The following is a 17,918-nucleotide window of genomic DNA, read 5'->3' on the forward strand; positions in this document are numbered from 1 at the left end:
ATAATCCAAACACTAGACGTAAAATTTCACGAAAAGTAGCCGGGAATTTCTTTTTTATTTCACAATTCCTTATTTCATGGCTCGTATTTGATTAAAATTCTCTTAATATTGTGAATCAATAAACTATGCTAGACGAATGAAAAAACTAATTTTCGGACTTTCCATCTTATCCGTTCTTATTTCATGCAAAAAAGTAGAAGGTCAGGGCGGCCGTTCTTCTATCTCAGGAAATGTGCTTGTTCACGAACGCTTATACATCAATGGGATCTGCACCGATACGGTCAGCTATCCCGGAGCCAAGGAAAATTTGTATATCATTTACGGTGACGGAAACACCATGTATAATGACAAAATAGAGGCTTCCTATGACGGTTCGTTCAAATTTGAATTTTTACAACCGGGCAATTATACCATTTTCGGGTACAGTAAGATTTTCCATCCGGGAAACAACATTCCGAACAACGATGACGATTACAATACCTTCGAAGCTGTGAGTACGAAAGTGACTGTCGGGAAGAAGGAAAATGTCGATATCGGTACTATTACGCTAATCAAGAACTAAATGAGAATCCTGGCCATTCTCACGCTTTTCCTGGTTTGTTGTACCGCAGCGTGGAGTCAGAGTACCCGGGGGCAGTTTTGGTTCAGTGCCGGTGTTTCGCGTAAAATCAAGTATGACCTGGAAGTAAACCTGAATACGAATTTACGTCTGAACGACTACGGACAAGTGAAAACCCTGTACCAGGAAGTCAGTTTGAAATACACCAAACTCGACTGGTTCAAACCTTCTGTGGAATATCGCCTGGTAACGAACTACGACGAAAACCGGATTTTTGACAACAGCCACCGTTTGAATTTCAACCTGGATTTCAGGAAAAAAATTCAGCAGTTCAAAATCGGGGCACGGTTCCGCTACCAAATGTACATTGGTGGTTATATGACTACCGGGGGTGATCTCGATCCTTCATTCCGGATCAAACCGTATGTGGAATGGAACAAGCCGAAGTCAAAAATCACTCCGAAAGTAGGTGTCGAATTTTTCTACAACCCGGTTTACGGGCCTTACGGACAACGTTTCGACCGCGTACGCTACAGTGCTTCGCTTGATTTCAACCTGCCGGGCTCCAATGAATTGAGCGTGACCTATTATTTCGGAAAGAAGTTTAACGCCAAAAACAATTACAACGAGCACATCCTTTCTTTGGAATACACCTACGAGTGGAAGAAAGCCAAAAAGAAGCAGAAAAAAGAGGAGGAAGAATAACGCTGGTTTCGACTCTGCTCTGCCAGCTAGTATACTCTTTCTTTACCTGTAAAACCGGATTCCGGAGGGCTGAACGGAGTCGAAGCCCCTTTTCAATTGTAAATTTTCAATTTTCACTTAAAAAAGCACATCCCTGCGCTGGCTGTCTAGTTTCAGCAGAATGAACAAGAGCATGGAGAAGGACATCAGCGAGGAACCTCCATAGCTGAAGAACGGCAACGGAATTCCGATTACCGGCGCTAACCCGATATTCATCCCGATATTAACGGCAAAGTGATAGAAGATGATCATTGCCACACAATAGGCATACACCCGGTTAAATGTAGAACGCTGACGTTCGGCAATCACAATGATCCGGAACAACATGCCCATGAATAGAATAACGATCACCAAACTGCCCATGAAACCCCACTCTTCTGCCAGCGGACAAAAGATAAAGTCGGTTTCACTTTCCGGAACGTGGTTGGAACGCACGCTGGCAACACTCGCTTTTTTATATCCTTTTCCGAAAAGTCCACCGGAACCAACAGCCGCCATTGCACGATTCCGGTTGTAATCCTTTCCGTCATCATCTTTTCGCAGACCCAATACCAGCTCAATGCGGTCTTTCTGGTGCGGAGCAAGGCTCGAAAACGAGAAGTTGACGGTTGCAGATACCGCCAAAGACATCAGCCAGCCGGAAATAATGATCAGCAATACTCTCCGGTGATCGCGTTTGGAGGAAATCCAGCGCAAAATCAGGTAGGCAACCAGGGCAATCAGCGTAATCACGGACACAACGCCGTAAAACCCGGGAATCAAAACCCCGCGCATGAAGGTGAATTCGTACTTGTTGCTGCTCATTAAAAGCGTGACAATCGACAGGAAGACAACGTAGAACAAGATCGGGATAAAGTGGCTTCCGACCCAGGTTTCCTTAAAACGAACACCCGGAAATGCATTCACGATTCGCAATACCAGCGGATCAAAGGTGATTCCTTCGCGGTACAAAACGAAGAAAAATGACGTGAAGACCACAAACGTTCCGGCATCGGGCTGAAGCAAAATGAGCACCATCGGAACCATGACAATGGCCAATGCCGCCAGGACCGTCTGAATATTCTGATTTTTAACGTTTACAGTAGAAATATAGCGCGAAAGGGCAATGGCCGTTCCGATCTTCATAAATTCGGCAGGCTGAATCCCTAACGAACCGATTCCCAACCAGGCTCTGGCTCCGTTGATCGGTGGGGTAAAGAGTACCACAATCAATAACGAGAAGCAGAAGAGGTAAATCGGGATGGCAAATTTCCGGTAAATATCCGAATCGATGAGGAAGACCAAAAAACCCAGGAATCCGGAGATTCCAACCCACATAATCTGTTTTCCATATTTCTGGGAAAAATCGAAAATGCTCGGATGATCCGGATTATAGGCCGCCGAGTAAACGTTGGCAACCCCCATACCCAGCATGATCACTACTATCGCTAGCAGCCACCAGTCAATATGCTGTGTCAGTGAATCCCCTCTTCTCATTTACTTTTGTTTCTTCAATTCAAGCAATGTTCCATTACTTCGTTCTTTATTCTCCATTCAAAACCGTCTCCAATCAGAGGTTTCAACTTCATGTTCCTCTTTGAGAACCGCACTAACGCTTGTTCTTTTATCAGAAGCATTTTTCTCCATCATCATTTCCGCACTAACCTTTGTCATGACTCAGTCTTCACCAGCTAATGCTGGCTCTTCTTTTTCGGCTTCGCCTTCATATTCAACAGGTTTGCAGAAACAATCAGTTGTTCCTTTGCCTTATCCTTTACCTTTCTGTAGATGTATTTCTCCATCATTAAGCTGGCAGTTGGAGCGGCCCAAACACCTCCAAATCCTGCATTTTCAATGAACACCGCAATCGCAATTTTCGGATTGTCCATCGGAGCAAATGAGATAAATACCGAGTGATCTTCTCCGTGCGGATTTTGTGCCGTCCCTGTTTTTCCACAAACGATCATTCCCTCAACTTGTGCTTTTTTTGCAGTACCACCGGGTTCATAAACCGCTCTGCGCATTCCTTCAATGACCGGTTCGTAGTGAACCGGATCCACTTTTGTTTTGTGTACCGTTTTGAATTGCGGAAGCGCTCCGTCATTTCCGACCGAACGCACAAAATGCGGCGTGTAATACCATCCCCGGTTTGCAATAATGGCTGCAATATTCGCCATTTGAAGCGGCGTTACTTTCACCTCTCCCTGACCGATCGAAATGGAACGGATGGTGGAAAAAGCCCAGGTATTGTGCCCGTACCACTTGTCATAATAGGCCGAATTCGGGATCAATCCGGAACGCATACCTGTTACGTCTGTTTCAAACTGGCTTCCGAGTCCGAAACTCATGATGTAATCGTACCATTCGTTCAGCCCCAATTCCGCATCTGCAAAAATGGATTTCTTTTTCCCCTGCTGGATGATGCGGCGCATTACGTAGTAGAAATACGGGTTGCATGAATGTTTGATTCCGTCCGGAAGGTTCGTTGCATTGGGGTGGTTGTGACAGCCCACCATGGATTTTGTACATGGAAAACCGGATTCCGGAGTGATGACACCTTCCTGCAAACCGATCAGTGACTGCAATAACTTGAAAATGGATCCCGGAGGATATTCTGCCGCCAGCGGACGCGGGTACAAGGGTTTGCCTTCATCCAGCAACAACTTCGGGTAGTTCATCCCGATATTCCGTCTTCCGACCAATATGTTCGGGTCAAAACTCGGAGCGGAAACCAATGCCAGGATTTCTCCCGTTTTCGGTTCGATTGCCACGATGCAACCGCGTTTGTTCTGCATCAGTTTTTCTCCGTAGACCTGCAACTGGATATCCAGTCCCAGGTGCAATGCCGGCCCCTGCTGTGCCAGGGTATCGTATTTTCCGTCGGCGTATGACTCAATGGCATTGTTCAACGCAGAAGTCACAATATACTTGATTCCTTTTCGTCCGCGGAGTTGTTTTTCGTAATAGCGTTCAATTCCGGCTCTTCCGATCTGGTCTCCCGGGCGGTAAAAATGGTCTTCTTCAATTTCTTCTTTCGACACCTCGTTCAGGTAGCCGAAAATATTTGCTCCTCCGGCATACGGGTAATTCCGCATTGAGGTGAGGTCTTCAAAAAAACCGGGGAATTTCTCCAAATGCGGTGCAATCCGCGTGATTTCGTCGATCGTGAGTTCTTTGATGAAGGGATAAGCGCGCTGTTTCTGGTAGTTTTCCTGCAATCTCCCGGTATTCGGATTGCGGTATTTCCCTTCTCCTTTGCGAATCTGGTAAAAACGGTCTTTCACCTCCTGCTTTGTCCAGCCCACCAATTCTGCAAAAGCAACGGTATCGAAATCGCGGATATCTTCCTCTTTCATCATGAGGTTGTAGTAACTGCGGTTCGTGACCACTTTCTTTCCGTTCCGGTCGAAGACAATTCCCCGCGGAGGTGTGATTTCTTTTCGTTTTTCGGCGATTTCCTGTGCTCTCAGTTTCCAGGAGTCATCCACCACCTGCATGAAGAAAAGGCGGATCAGGTAAATAGACCCAACCAGGATGAAAAACACCAGGATGACGTATTTTCTTCCGTCCAAATTCATCGTACTGCCTTTTTATTAGAGATGAAAATAAACTGCACCAATAAACTTAGCAAAAATGAACTCGGCACACTCAATCCAATTTTCAGCAAAACCCACAAAAATTCATTCAGTTTGAACGATTCGATGGAAAAGAACCAGGTGTGATGAATCAGCAGCAAGGTTCCGTATGCGAACAAAAACCAGCGCCCGCCCATTGAGTAAACACTGATCGATTCGATATTTTCATACCCGTCACGCGGGGAAAGCCATTTAAAGATCAACGGACGGAAAAATGCCATCACGACCGCACTGGATGCATGCAATCCAAACGTATTGGAGAACGAATCGATCACCAAACCGAAGGCAAAACTCAACAGCATCAGCGGCACGGTTCCCATCTGGAACGGGAGCATGAAAATAAACAAGGGATAGATCATGATGTACAATCCCAGTCCCGGCTCCACATTATTCAGAACGAGTACCTGGAAAAGTACAAACAACACAAACCGGATGCTATTTAAAACAAAATTATTCACTTACAAATCTCCGTCTTCTTCTTTATCTACAGGTATTTTTTCTTCCAGTTCCCGCAGTTCGTCCAGCATCACGTTTTTGATCACGTAGACGTTCTGAATCGTGCGGAAATCTTCTGCAATGCGTACCTGTAAATCCCACAATGGTTTTCCCTCAATGGTTTTTCGTTTGGTAATCACTCCCACCGGGATTCCTTTCGGATAGATTCCGGAACCTCCGCGGGTAATTACTTTCGTGAATTTTTTAATCGAAATATCGTTGGAAATTCCCGTCACCTGGCAAATCTTCGGATTCACACCGTCCCATTTCAGTAAGCCGAAAGCTCCACCATCGCGCATGCTGACATCTACGTTGATATTTTTGGACAGGATGGTTTTCACCAATGCATAGGAATCTCCTACCAGGTGAACGATTCCGACCACTCCTTTCGAGGAAATCACTCCCCATCCTTTTTGGATGCCGTGGTTTTTCCCGATATCGATCGTCATGTAGTTGTTGCGTTTATCGTAGGTATTGTTGATCACCACTGCCGGAATGTACTTGTATTGCTGGTGGTAATTGGTATCTTCGATCTGGATGAAATCGCGCCCCACTTTGTAGTTTGACTCTTTCAGTTTTGCACGAAGTTGCGCATTTTCCCATTCCAGTTTGCGGTTGGTTTTTTCGAGGTTGAAATGCTTCGCAACGGCGTTTCTCACTTCAAACAAGCCGCCGTTGATTTTGGAGGCGCTGGAGAAAAACTGCAAACGCGCAAAATCCGAGTACTGCACATAAGCGGAAAGAGCCACTACCTGCAGTAACACGAAGACCAGGAAGATCTGAAATCGTTTGAAAAAAGCGATCAAATTGCGCATGCCACAAAATTAGTCAGATAAACGATTTTCTACTGTGTCAAATGAATTTTTATTTGACAATGTACTCTAAAAAATCGAAAGTGACAGCCCGAACGCTAACGAGTTGATTTTGGAACTGTTACTGCTTTTGAATTGCGGCGCCAGCGTATAATCAGCAAACAAGGCCAGGTTCCGGATTCCTACCCGCAGATGCACACCGTAAACCAATCCGTTTACATCCGGCAGATCTTTGTCTTTTATCGGACGGTGTTTGTTCTCTTCCCATAACTTTTGAAAAGTCTGCAAGCGATAACCTACCGATGCTCCCACATGCACTTTGAAGTGCTGCCACCGGGGTGTCCGGAAGCGGAATTCGACCGGGATAGCCAGCATGTGGTTCCCGAAGGTGTTTTTGCGGTAGTCCGTATACCCGGAATCTGCATAAAAATGAGTATACCTCGCTGAAGTATCCCGGAAGAACAGTCCTTTCGGGCCGGTTTTCTGAAATTTATACGCCAGTCCGATTCCGAGGGAAACCGTATTTCCGTTCGTGATCGGAATGTCCCACATCGTGTTGACATTGCATCCGAAGGAACGTGCTGTATGTTGTTTCACACTTCCCGACATCATGAGCTGGTTGTAGGTCACATCCAGGATCAAACGGTCATATTTTCGTAGTTTTCCGACTTTTGCGGGTCTCCAGCCCGTGTTATACCAGAAAAAACCCGGACGGTGTCTCGAAACAAAGTTCGAATCTTTGCCATGAGGCTGTGCCAGACCCTGGACCGCTAAAAGAAGGCAGATGAGTAGTTTAAGAAATTTCATTTTCCAAGCGGTATTGTTCCCATTTCCACGCATCTAAAATAGCATCTTCTATGGTTCTTTCGGCAGTCCAGTTTAAAAATTTCGCTGCTTTGGACACGTCTGCGTAGAGCGCATCCACGTCTCCGGGTCTTCTCGCTCCGAATTTGTAGTTCAGCGGTTTCCCGGTCATTTTTTCAAACATCCGCACCAGTTCCAGCACCGAAGTTCCCTTTCCTGTTCCGAGGTTGAATACGTCAAAAGTTCCTTCTACCTGGAATTCCAGCGCACGCACATGTGCTTTTGCAACGTCCGTTACGTGGATATAATCACGTACACAGGTTCCGTCGGGTGTTTGGTAATCATTTCCGAAAATGGTGAGCTCATCGCGCAATCCCGCTGCGGTTTGTGTAATGTACGGAAGCACGTTATTCGGAACGCCGTTCGGCATTTCCCCGAGTTTTCCACCCGGATGCGCACCGATCGGATTGAAATAGCGCAGAATCACCGGACGCAGATCGCTTTTCCCGGCAATGTCCATGAGCATTTGTTCTGCCATCCACTTGGTCCAGCCATAAGGCGAGTTCGGTTTTCCCATCGGCATGGTTTCCGTGAGCGGATCAATGCTGTTTTCAACACCGTAAACCGTACAGGAAGAAGAAAAAACCAGCTCGTTCACCTGGAATTCTTCCATCAGGGAAAACAGGTTGAGCAGAGAAATTAAATTGTTGTCGTAATAGTACAGGGGTTTCGCCACGGATTCCGCCACTGCTTTGAAGGCCGCAAAATGAATCACGCCCTGAATGGAATGGTTTTCAAAAACGGAACGCAGTAAGGCCTTGTCGCGCATATCTCCTTCGTAAAACGCGCATTCTTTCCCGGTAATGAGGGAAATCTGTTTCACGATAGCTTTACTGGAATTGGAGCAATTGTCGAAAATCACCGGCTGGTAGCCGAGCTCCAACAATTCTACGACTGTGTGGGAACCAATGAAACCCGTTCCTCCCGTAACCAGAATTTCTTTCTTTTCTTTCATGTGATGTAAAGATAATTCAATTCCTGTTCGTTCCGGCGAATCGGAATCAAAGTTTAAAGTTGTATCATGCAGGAGTCAATACTTACCAGAATAGCCATTTCTACGTTACCGGCACGGGTGATTTTAGAGGATTATCCGGCTGAAAAAGCTATTTAAAAGATCCGGAAAACGGGTGTGTTTCCGGATGTCGGAAAAACAGCGCATCCCTTACTGTGACTGTGCAAATAGACACATGTCTATCCGTCTTTTAAACAAAAAAACACCTGCTAATCCAAAGACAAAGAGGTAAAATACCGCTTCCTACCCCTCTTTGCTTTTATTATCCAGCATTTTCAGAACCTGAACCACGTCGATGATCTTCAGTCCGAATACCAAAACCACCCACAACAGCCCGATTCCGAGAATGTAGTACAACTCGTTCCAGTGGAAACGGATTTCCAGGAACATCAACCCGACCATCAATGCGGTCATCACCATCAATTTCAGCCAGGTATTAGGCGCCAGGCGGTGTTTCATACGGTAACGAACAACCAGGTATTGCAACACTCCGAGGGTAGATTGCGCCACCAGTGAGGCAATAGCCGCTCCAACCGCCCCGAAAAACGGAATCAGGATCACATTCAGTACACACATCGTGATCAGCGAGAGCAAAGCAATCTGGTTCAGCGTGCGCAAAGATCCGTTTGCCGTTAAAAGCGTTCCGAATACGACTGTGAAACACATCGGGATGAACGTAATGGAATGGAAAATCCAGGCGTTGTATGAAAACCAGTTGGCATCTTCATACAGGTTACTGAAGATAAATTCCTTGATCCCGATTGTGAGTGTAATCATCAACACACCGCCGGAGAAAAGAATATTCAAAGCACTGGTCATGATTCCGGTAGTGGAACCATTGTCTTTCAACAGGCGCGAAAAAACCGGCAGCAAAATACTCCCGAAGAGCACCGCAAACATCCAGCAGGCATCCAGCAAACGGAAACTTTGAGTATAGTACGAAACCTGGACCGTTCCTTCCGGGTGCAGTTTTTCAAGGAATACGGCATCCAAACGGGACGTAAGCATCATGATGATCACCAAAATAGCATACGGATAGGATTGTCTGAAAATCGCTTTAAAAAAATCCGGATCCCAGTGAATTTTCGGCCAGGCAACGATGCGCAGGTAAATAAACGTAGCCACCACCAGCGACATCCCGGAAGAACTCACAAAGGCGAATACAAACCATTTCAATGAAATCGGTTCGACCAGCGTGGTATACATCAAAATTCCCCCGAAAACAAAGTACACACTTCGTTCCACCACGGAGAGCACGGCATCCAGTCCGAATTTGAGCAAACCACCGGTATAGGCGCGGACATAATTCACTGTAATAATACTGACCTGGTGCATAATCAAAGCTCCGAGCACCCACAGCCACGCGATGGGAAAGCGCAGGATAAAGAACAGTGAAACAGTCCAGATCACGTAAATGAAGACCAAAATCAAGCGGAATGTGAACAGGCGGTTACTGTATTTATGAATCATGTGCGGGTGCTGTGCGATCATCCGCGTCATGAAATTCGTGATCCCCATATCCAATAACATGGAAAAGAGGAAGGTAAAATTCAGCATGGTTTGGAAAATTCCGTAGGAATCCAATCCAAGTTCATTCTGCATTTTAATATCGACCAGGAAAATCGTAGCAGGCTTCACCAACAGGTTCAACAATAGCGTAATGCCTAATCCTCTTAAAAACAGTTTTTGCATTAGCCGGGGTTATTCTGCGATGAAGATAAAGTTCTGCGTGTCGTGTTTAGAGGAATCAAACGGAACAATCCGGTTATTTTCTCCGACGTAAACGGAATAATTAAACGATTTCAGGTACTCAAAGCAATTGGATCTGTTTTCGTTATTCCACAATTCAGCGTAAATAATCGGTTTGTTGGAGGTTAAAATGCGGTTTGCGCCTTTCAGAGCAAAGTATTCGAAGTTTTCAATATCGATTTTGATTGCCTGGATCGGCTGACCATTGAGAATATTATCGAGTTTATCGAGTTTCACGTCCACCTCGCGGCCGTCGTTCCATTCGGTGATTGTTTCGTGTTTGATATGACTGAGTCCCTGCATGACGGTATGTCCGTTCAGCGGCAAGACCATTTTTGCCGTTCCGGATTCATCTCCTAACGCGATTTCGTGGATTTTAGTCTTTTTCAGTTTGAATTTTGCGATAATCCGCTTCAGAACGCTCACATTGGTCGGCATGGGTTCAAAAGCATGAATGGTTGTGTTCGGTAACCGGTTGGCCAGATGGACGGTCATAATTCCGAGGTTTGCCCCGATATCCAGTACGTCTCCTTTTCCATCCTTCAGCAAGGAAAGGAAGGTGAAAAAGTCATTCTCCTTTCTGTCGGAGCGCAACGTTCTGATTTTATACAGCGCAAACACATACAAATAGGTGTTCAAACCCATTATTTTCTGCAAAATGTATTTTACGCTATTCTTCATTTTCACTAAGATGGCACGAAGTTAGGAAAAGTTGGAAAGAAGGCATTCGATTATTTCAGATATTTTGGCTTACTCTTGAAATCCGAACTCCTCCAGCCAATAAGACACTGATTTTCAAACGACAAAACATGGTTTAAAGCCCGAAACAAGCTACTTTTTAGGTATTTCCAGCCTGAAAATCCGTCAAAATGCGCTTGTTTGTGACGAGAATACGGATGGTTTCGTGCCTTTCCGGTGGAGAAGCTACCATTTTTAGAATCTCTCAGAGAAATTTCCCATCTCACAACACCTTGAAATGACAGGGAAAGCATATTTTTTAATCAAAAAATGATTATTTATTAATCAAAATGAATTTATTTTTCGTATCTTTGCAGGGTAGCAATTCCAAACAACCACCTAATGAATTAGCGCCCTAATTAAAAGATAGAAAGCTCCTTACGGACTTCACAGAAACCGTCAACAATCCCTTGATGCTCCTGTTTCTGTGTCCATGCCTAACCTTTCCATCCTGGATCCCGGAATGTTTACCAACCTAACAATCTATATCGCCAGATAGCAGCTCATTCGGATCCTGCCTAACCGAACCACTACAAACCTTGCCAAGGGGAAAAGGGCTCACTTCGGTGAGTCCTTTTTTGTTTTGATGCCATCCGGATGGTTTGAAGAAAAATTTCTCCGCAAATCCCTCTGATTCCGCAAATAAACACAACGCATTTGACAATTCATTGAGCTATGTGCTGGTTCAACAACACCAAAACTCCTCGTTCGTTATAGAAAACTTCTAAGTTGCTGATAATCTGAACACAATAATTATTAAACAATTTTTGACTATTTTTTAGTCAAAATCAGTTCTTTTTCGTATATTTACACTTTAACAATTTAAATCATTTTATGAAAAAACACATCTATTCACTGAAAGGTCTGGCTATTGCGGCTTTGACCCTGATTTCTTTATCTGCTTGTAAAAAAGACGAAATCACCACCAAAGCTACCAGCCACTCCGGAAGTCAAACAGCAACTATGCCCAACTACAAATTCTCTGCTGTTGCAGAAATTCCGGGAGAAAAAGCTGAAAACGGGTTCTTGTCAGTAAAAGTTTCCTCCGATGATGAAGCGTATCTAAAAAAGTATGTTGCCAAACTGGAACAAACCAAAATCGTGATGACAGAAGTGAGTTCCACTGAGCAAGATGAAAAAGATGTCAAACCTCTTCTGGAAGAAGAATCAACTTCATCTGTCACATTGGATTTCAATTGGGATCACTTCTCATTCGACCGGGAAAAAGGAAAAATGTACCAGGTTCAGATTGCCTCCGCAGATCAAAGCAAATCACTGGTATATTATACCGCATACAGCAATGTATCGGGCTTTACATCCAGCTGGGGTTACGCTGCGGTAAACGTTTACAGTACTTACCGATACTGGGAAGCGGCAGAATTCCGCTATTACAACAGCAACAACTGTAAATGGTATTTTAACAACACCCAAAGTTATTTCTATAACCAAATCATGAGTTACCAGGATAACCTGGAGTTGCGTATTTTCCAAAATGCATCCAACAATACGACTCCAACTTATACAGGCTTTCAATATTTCACAATCAACGGAATTGTTTCTTACTACAGACCAAGAACAAATTACGTGAGTCCCGAGATGCCAGCAGGTTATATTGATGTAACTGCGGTGACTGCAGCGTTTGGTATTTCAAATTATGACAGCTCGTCAACACCGGCAAATCTGACACTTTACATTGCAGGATAAAATCCATTGTAATTTAATTACAGGAAAGGACTCACCGCGGTGAGTCCTGTTTTGTTTTCCTCCTGAAATAATTGAATCAAAAATTCAATAAAAAAGTGACCGGATTCGATAGAAAAACACGCTGAAACATTGGAAAACCGGATCTTTTTTCGCATTTTTTACATAAATCAATTAAACAATCATCTGAATGAAAAATCAAATCGCCTGGAAAGGTGGAGTTGCTTCCCTTGCAATCTCCCTCATCTTCTTGTCAGCATGCAAGAAAGAAGAAATCACTACCAAACAATCGAACAGCGAGCCGAAAGAACAGGCCGCACTCACGTACTCTTCCGTGGCAAAAATCTATGGAGAACGTCCGGAAGAAGGATTCCTGAATCTGACCGTTTCATCAAACGATGAAGCCTATTTGAAGGAATATGTAGCCAAACTGGAACAAACCAACATTGCATTCCAGGAAGCTGATCCGTCGCAGGACGCAAAACCGAATCCGGTAGCCGAAAGCGATTCAAAATCCGGCGTTGCATTTCACTTTGACTGGAGCAATTATCATTTCAATCTTCAGAAAGGAAAAATCTATGCCTTAGCTTTTGCAAAAAAATCAGACAGCAAAGCTCTGGTTCTGTTCAATTCAATGGCGAATTGTATTAACTTTTCCGTGTCATCCGGAAGCTTCGCAGCAGTGAATCTTTACAGTACTTTTAAGACCGGAGCAACCTGGTACCTGAACAGCGCAAGCACCGGTTTCTACCACAGAACACTGGTGTATCACGACAACCTGGAAGTCAGAACATTTACTGCTCCAACTTCTCCGGGGACAAACGGCTTCGGAAGTTTTGTCTATAACAGCACGACCGTTTACTACCGTCCGAGAATTAACTACAGCAGCCCGGAAATGCCGACACCGTATACGGATTACGGATCAATCACCAGTGGGACCGGATATGCTACATTAACGCCTGATAATATCGCTACGGCGAATGCGACTTTCTACGTTGCAGGATAATAAACCTGTGAACCCGTTAAAAATGGCGGAGCTTCGGCTTCGTCATTTTTTGATCCGTTAATCCGGATTTAACAGATAGTTTGTACCTTCGAACCGATGCGCATTGGAGTAAACACCCGCTTTTTGCTTTCTTCCAAAATGGAAGGGTTCGGATGGTATACGTATGAAGTGGTAAAACGGATGGTAGAAGCTCATCCGGAGCACGAATTTGTGTTCTTTTTCGACCGGCCTTTTGACGAAAAATTTGTCTTCGGAAAGAATGTAACCCCGGTGGTTTTATTTCCCCCGGCACGACACCCGCTTTTGTTTATCTGCTGGTTTGAATATTCTATCCGGCGTGCCTTGAAAAAGTATCAGATCGATGTGTTTTATTCTCCCGACGGGTACTTGTCTTTAAAATCTCCCGTACCGCAAATCGGGGTGATTCACGACCTCAATTTTGAACATCACCCGGAAGATATTCCCAAAACTCCATTGCGTTATTTACGCAGATTCTTCCCGAAATTTGCGAAAAAAGCAGCACACATTCTCACCGTTTCCGATTATTCGAAACAGGACATCGTTCGGTCTTACGGCATTTCTCCTTCGAAAATTACCACGGCATGGAACGGTGCTTCCGAGTCCTTCGTTCCTTTAAGCGCGAAAGAAATTGAAGCAGTGCGGGCAGAGCAGAGTAACGGACGACCTTATTTCATTTTCGTAGGGGCTATTCATCCGAGGAAAAATGTAGGCCGGCTGATTGAAGCTTTCGGGAAATTTGCGGCTGTAAATCCCGATATTGACCTGCTGATCGTCGGCGAAAGTTTGTGGTCCAACAAAGCATCTTCCATTCCGGATGTTTCAGAAGTATTGAAAAAACGCATCCTGTTTTCCGGTCACGTTCCGTTTGAAATTCTCAATAAACTCATGGGCGCGGCTTTTGCACTTGCCTACATTCCTTATTTTGAAGGTTTCGGTATTCCGCTCGTGGAAGCCATGCGCTGCGGTGTTCCGATTATTTCAGGAAATCTCACTTGTTTGCCCGAAGTGGCAGGAGATGCGGCCATTTATGTAGATCCTTTCAACACCGACGAAGTTTCCAAAGCCATGATCTACCTCGCTTCCGACGAACAAAAGCACGAAGAATTAGCATCCAAAGGCATCCGGCGATCCACTTTATTTTCATGGGATCATACTGCCGAAGCAACCTGGAACGTTATTTCAGAAGTTACAGGAATCGGCAGCTTATGAAAAAAATACTTCTTTTTGTTTTCGGAATGCTTGCTTTGAACGCATGCAAAGAGAAAAAAACCATGAAGGCCGGCGCGAAAATGCAGGATTTCATCATCGCAATCAGCAAATTTGCCCGGGAACAGGATCCAAATTTCATCCTTATTCCCCAGAACGGCGAAGAAGTCTTGTTCCAGGATATCGACCCGGATGGTAGTGTAAATTCGGATTTGGTAGCCGCAATTGATGGTTTCGGAGTAGAAGAATTATTCTACAACGACGGTTCGTACACTCCGGATGATTACCGCCTGAACATGCTCAGAAAAGTAAGTCCCGGACTCAAAATAATGGTCGCAGACTACCTCGCAAATGATTCCGATTATCCAAACGCACTACAAGCAGCCGATGCGGAGCAATTCATCGCTTTTCCACGCTACAATGCGAATTACGATTACAAATACATCCCTCAAACGGTTTATCACGAGAATGCGAACAACATCCAAACACTGGCGCAAGCTCAGAATTACCTGTACCTGATCAGTACCGAAAATTATGCGGATAAAGCCAGTTTCCTGGCAGCCATTCAACAAACCAATTTCGACGTAGTGATCATCGATGCCTTTTTCGGGGATGAATTACTGACAATCACCGATGTGGGAAGCCTGAAAACGAAAGCAAACGGAGCCCAACGCCTGGTGATTTCCTATATGAACATCGGATCTGCTGAAAAGTACCGCTATTACTGGAAAAAAACCTGGGGAGTCCACCATCCGCTTTGGCTGAAGAAAAAATACGACGGCTACAAAGACGAAATCTGGGTGAAATTCTGGAACAAGGAATGGAAAGAAATCATCTACGGAAACTCAGATTCGTATACCCAAAAACTGCTGAATATCGGCTTCGACGGCGCTTACCTGGACAACATTGAGGGGTTTTATTTTCTGTATCATAAGAACTAAGGGAATTGCTTGAACCTGATTGAAAAAGAACGCAACGGTTTATTATTTGCAGGTTCTTCTTCAGTAAAAAAATAAACCACACAGGAACATAGTACACAATAGAACCGTTCTAAGGGATGTTGTGTAAAGTTTTATAAACACAGTAGGCTCTGTGGTCTATGTGTTTTTTTACCCGGTGCAGCGTGTTGTTTATGTTGCCTGGAAATAGATAGCATTTAATTACCACATAGGTCACATCAGGATTCGTTCATACCAAAATACGACCTCGTGCTCTTTGTGTACTTCGTGGTGACTTGCATCCTATTTCTCCTCTCGTATTTCAAGTGGTCTGGATTTACGCATTTTCCAGCGAACCAGCAGGATGCTCAACACACCATAAACGACAATCTGAATTCCCATTGTTGACAGGGATTGTGTACAATCCGCCAGTTCTCCGCCTTCAATCAATAAGGTTTTGAAAGCATTCAGAAAAGGTGTCAGCGGAATAATGGACGCAAACCACTGGATTCCAGCCGGCATGGCTTCCATCGGCCAGGTATACCCACCCATGATGAAGCTCGGAGAAGCAATGATCATTAGGATTTGTGTTGCTTTGAGCGCATTCGGGATCAGCATACTCACCACAGTTCCCAGCAAAGAAACCGCCACAACAAAAAAACCGGTGATGATCACAAAATTCAGTACCTGGTGTGGAACCGGAGCTTTGAAGATCAAATGAAACAGGTAGAACAAACCGATATTTGCGACTGAAAACAACCAGATCGGGATGTTTTTAATCAGGATCGCACCGGTAGCGAAGCGGCGTCCGGACATCAATTCGGAGTGGAATGTGTTCTCTTCAAATTCCGTGGAAAAACTCACCGCCATGGCCAGCAAAATGACTTGTTGCAAGACAACCGCCAGCATCGCCGGCCACATGAACGTGAAGTAGTTTCCCGTTTCATTGAATACTTTCTGGTAATTCTGTTTGAACGGTTCGTATTTCGCCATTGCCTGGGAATAGGACATGCCTCGTTTTTGCAGGGCTTTCACTTCTGTTCCCACCGCAAAAGTCCCCAACGACTGCTGGATGGATTTACTGGCAAAATTGGCTGTCAGGATATTGGCCGTATTACAAAAGATTTGAATTTCCGGGTAGCGCGCCTGCAAAATATCTGCTTCGAAGCGATCCGGGATCACAATCACGGCAGCTGCCGAACTGCGAATCATTTCTTTTTTGATGTCTTCCAGTTCAAAAACCTGTTTCTCCACCTGGATTCCTTCATTGTCCTGCAACATTTCAATGACCTGCGCACTCAGTGGTGTGTTGTCCTTGTCGACCACAATGATTGGGATTTCCGTCACTTTTCCTTCCTGGTATACAAACGCCAGCAAAACGGCATAAATGATCGGGGCGAGAAAGAAAACAGACAACAGAGTCTTGTTTCGAAGGAAGCGTCCGAATTCCCTTTTCAGCAATCCGAACCAGTTACGTTCTGTTTTCATACGTCTTATTTTTCAAGGATTACGGTCGCGTTGACCAACAAATTATCCAGTTTGTTTCCGGTATCCGGAAGGATTTTCAGTTCATAAATCGCATCTTCCAGCTGGTAGTCCGGGTAAGCAGCGGTAATGTCTGCATAACGGCTCAACTGTTTGATCGTGCGGATTTTTCCTTTCACCGTTTCTTTCTTATACGGAACTGTTAAGGTCACTTCCTGCCCGATTTCGTAGTTTCCAATTTCACTTTCCGGAATGGTTACGCGGAAATAGGTAGATGACGGAATGTAGCCGTTAAACAAGGCATATCCTGCCGTTGCCAATTCACCTTCGTTGAGTGTGATCGTTTCGATCTGCATCGTATTGGTTGCGATGATGTATTTTTCGGAGTAAGCAATTTCCACTTCCTCCAATGCTCCGAGCGCTTGTTCTTTTTGTCCGAAGGTAGCTTCTTTCGTTTCAAAACGCACTCCTTTTTCCACTTCGTTCAGTTCGGCAGTCACGGCATCCAGTTGCGCCTTTGCAGCCTGGTATTTTGCAAACACTTCGTCGTAGTTCTGCGGAGCCATCAACCCGTCATCGAACATGGCTTTTGCACGGTTGTAGGATTTTTCAGCAAACTGGAATTGCTCGTTCGCAGCCGCATATTTTGCTTTCAGCTGTTTGCGCTGATTGGCGGTTGCACCGTTATTCGCCATCGTGTTCTGTGCCGTTGCCGCTTTCACGACTCCGGAAACCTGTTTCAGTTTGGCGTCCACTTCCGGAACATCCAGCATCGCCAGCGTATCTCCGGGTTGTACGACATCTCCTTCTTCGACGTAGATTTTCAGGATGCGTCCGGTTACTTTTGGTGTGAAAGAAATAATTTTTCGTTTGATTTTTCCTTCAACCGGACGGCTGGCAGTTTCTCCACATCCCGTCAATCCAACGATCAGGGAAACTAAAATTGCTATATTGAGTTGTGTTTTCATGTTCTT

At 44.8% G+C, this 17,918-nt stretch carries 16 protein-coding genes; 6 read left to right on the plus strand and 10 right to left on the minus strand.

What is annotated here, in order from left to right:
* Nucleotides 1-136: 136 nt before the first annotated feature.
* Both ABDV94_RS10595 and ABDV94_RS10600 read left to right on the plus strand, forming a co-directional pair.
* Complete coding sequence (locus tag ABDV94_RS10595; RefSeq protein WP_343747147.1) at nucleotides 137-562, plus strand: hypothetical protein; 426 nt, start codon at nucleotides 137-139, stop codon at nucleotides 560-562.
* On the plus strand, nucleotides 563-1,264 hold the full coding sequence (locus ABDV94_RS10600; protein WP_343747148.1) for a DUF2490 domain-containing protein: 702 nt from the start codon (nucleotides 563-565) through the stop codon (nucleotides 1,262-1,264). It abuts the gene before it with no gap.
* Nucleotides 1,265-1,381: 117 nt separating this feature from the next.
* Here the strand turns inward: ABDV94_RS10600 and rodA are convergent, their stop codons facing one another.
* The 8 genes from rodA to ABDV94_RS10640 form a co-directional block, all read right to left on the minus strand.
* Nucleotides 1,382-2,779 (minus strand): rod shape-determining protein RodA, encoded by a 1,398-nt coding sequence (rodA, locus tag ABDV94_RS10605; protein WP_343747149.1) that lies wholly within the window; start codon nucleotides 2,777-2,779, stop codon nucleotides 1,382-1,384.
* Nucleotides 2,780-2,973: 194 nt separating this feature from the next.
* Nucleotides 2,974-4,860 carry a penicillin-binding transpeptidase domain-containing protein gene (locus tag ABDV94_RS10610; RefSeq protein WP_343747150.1) on the minus strand — a complete coding sequence of 629 codons (1,887 nt, stop codon included), beginning with the start codon at nucleotides 4,858-4,860 and terminating at the stop codon, nucleotides 2,974-2,976.
* Nucleotides 4,857-5,342 carry a hypothetical protein gene (locus tag ABDV94_RS10615; RefSeq protein WP_343747151.1) on the minus strand — a complete coding sequence of 162 codons (486 nt, stop codon included), beginning with the start codon at nucleotides 5,340-5,342 and terminating at the stop codon, nucleotides 4,857-4,859. The genes ABDV94_RS10610 and ABDV94_RS10615 overlap by 4 nt, the downstream gene beginning before the upstream one ends.
* Before the next feature lie 33 nt (nucleotides 5,343-5,375).
* Nucleotides 5,376-6,227, minus strand: a complete 852-nt coding sequence (gene mreC, locus ABDV94_RS10620; protein ID WP_343747152.1) for a rod shape-determining protein MreC — start codon at nucleotides 6,225-6,227, stop codon at nucleotides 5,376-5,378.
* 66 nt (nucleotides 6,228-6,293) lie between these two features.
* Entirely contained in the window at nucleotides 6,294-7,031 is a 738-nt protein-coding gene (locus ABDV94_RS10625; protein ID WP_343747153.1) for a hypothetical protein, read from the minus strand.
* A complete protein-coding gene (gene galE / locus ABDV94_RS10630) occupies nucleotides 7,018-8,043 on the minus strand; it encodes a UDP-glucose 4-epimerase GalE (RefSeq protein ID WP_343747154.1) in 1,026 nt (341 codons plus the stop codon). The genes ABDV94_RS10625 and galE overlap by 14 nt, the downstream gene beginning before the upstream one ends.
* 300 nt (nucleotides 8,044-8,343) lie before the next feature.
* The gene (locus ABDV94_RS10635) at nucleotides 8,344-9,792 is read right to left on the minus strand and encodes an oligosaccharide flippase family protein (protein ID WP_343747155.1); all 1,449 of its coding nucleotides are present in this window, start codon (nucleotides 9,790-9,792) and stop codon (nucleotides 8,344-8,346) included.
* 9 nt (nucleotides 9,793-9,801) lie between these two features.
* Nucleotides 9,802-10,530 (minus strand): FkbM family methyltransferase, encoded by a 729-nt coding sequence (locus ABDV94_RS10640; RefSeq protein WP_343747156.1) that lies wholly within the window; start codon nucleotides 10,528-10,530, stop codon nucleotides 9,802-9,804.
* 891 nt (nucleotides 10,531-11,421) lie between these two features.
* Between ABDV94_RS10640 and ABDV94_RS10645 the strand changes: the two genes are divergently transcribed.
* The 4 genes from ABDV94_RS10645 to ABDV94_RS10660 all read left to right on the plus strand — a co-directional run bounded on the left by ABDV94_RS10645 (nucleotide 11,422) and on the right by ABDV94_RS10660 (nucleotide 15,462).
* Nucleotides 11,422-12,291 carry a hypothetical protein gene (locus tag ABDV94_RS10645; protein ID WP_343747157.1) on the plus strand — a complete coding sequence of 290 codons (870 nt, stop codon included), beginning with the start codon at nucleotides 11,422-11,424 and terminating at the stop codon, nucleotides 12,289-12,291.
* Nucleotides 12,292-12,478: 187 nt separating this feature from the next.
* Entirely contained in the window at nucleotides 12,479-13,294 is an 816-nt protein-coding gene (locus ABDV94_RS10650) for a hypothetical protein (protein WP_343747158.1), read from the plus strand.
* A gap of 96 nt (nucleotides 13,295-13,390) precedes the next feature.
* Nucleotides 13,391-14,524 carry a glycosyltransferase family 1 protein gene (locus ABDV94_RS10655; RefSeq protein ID WP_343747159.1) on the plus strand — a complete coding sequence of 378 codons (1,134 nt, stop codon included), beginning with the start codon at nucleotides 13,391-13,393 and terminating at the stop codon, nucleotides 14,522-14,524.
* Nucleotides 14,521-15,462, plus strand: coding sequence for an endo alpha-1,4 polygalactosaminidase (locus ABDV94_RS10660; RefSeq protein ID WP_343747160.1), 942 nt, complete (start codon nucleotides 14,521-14,523; stop codon nucleotides 15,460-15,462). Before ABDV94_RS10655 ends, ABDV94_RS10660 begins: the two co-directional genes overlap by 4 nt.
* 300 nt (nucleotides 15,463-15,762) lie before the next feature.
* On the opposite strand, the gene ABDV94_RS10665 is transcribed toward ABDV94_RS10660, so the two are convergent.
* Both ABDV94_RS10665 and ABDV94_RS10670 read right to left on the minus strand, forming a co-directional pair.
* The gene (locus ABDV94_RS10665) at nucleotides 15,763-16,947 is read right to left on the minus strand and encodes an ABC transporter permease (RefSeq protein WP_343747161.1); all 1,185 of its coding nucleotides are present in this window, start codon (nucleotides 16,945-16,947) and stop codon (nucleotides 15,763-15,765) included.
* Between the two features lie 5 nt (nucleotides 16,948-16,952).
* On the minus strand, nucleotides 16,953-17,912 hold the full coding sequence (locus ABDV94_RS10670) for a biotin/lipoyl-binding protein (RefSeq protein ID WP_343747162.1): 960 nt from the start codon (nucleotides 17,910-17,912) through the stop codon (nucleotides 16,953-16,955).
* Nucleotides 17,913-17,918 lie beyond the last annotated feature (6 nt).

The organism is Fluviicola sp. (assembly GCF_039596355.1).
In the GTDB taxonomy this organism is placed as follows: Bacteria; Bacteroidota; Bacteroidia; order Flavobacteriales_D; family Crocinitomicaceae; genus Fluviicola.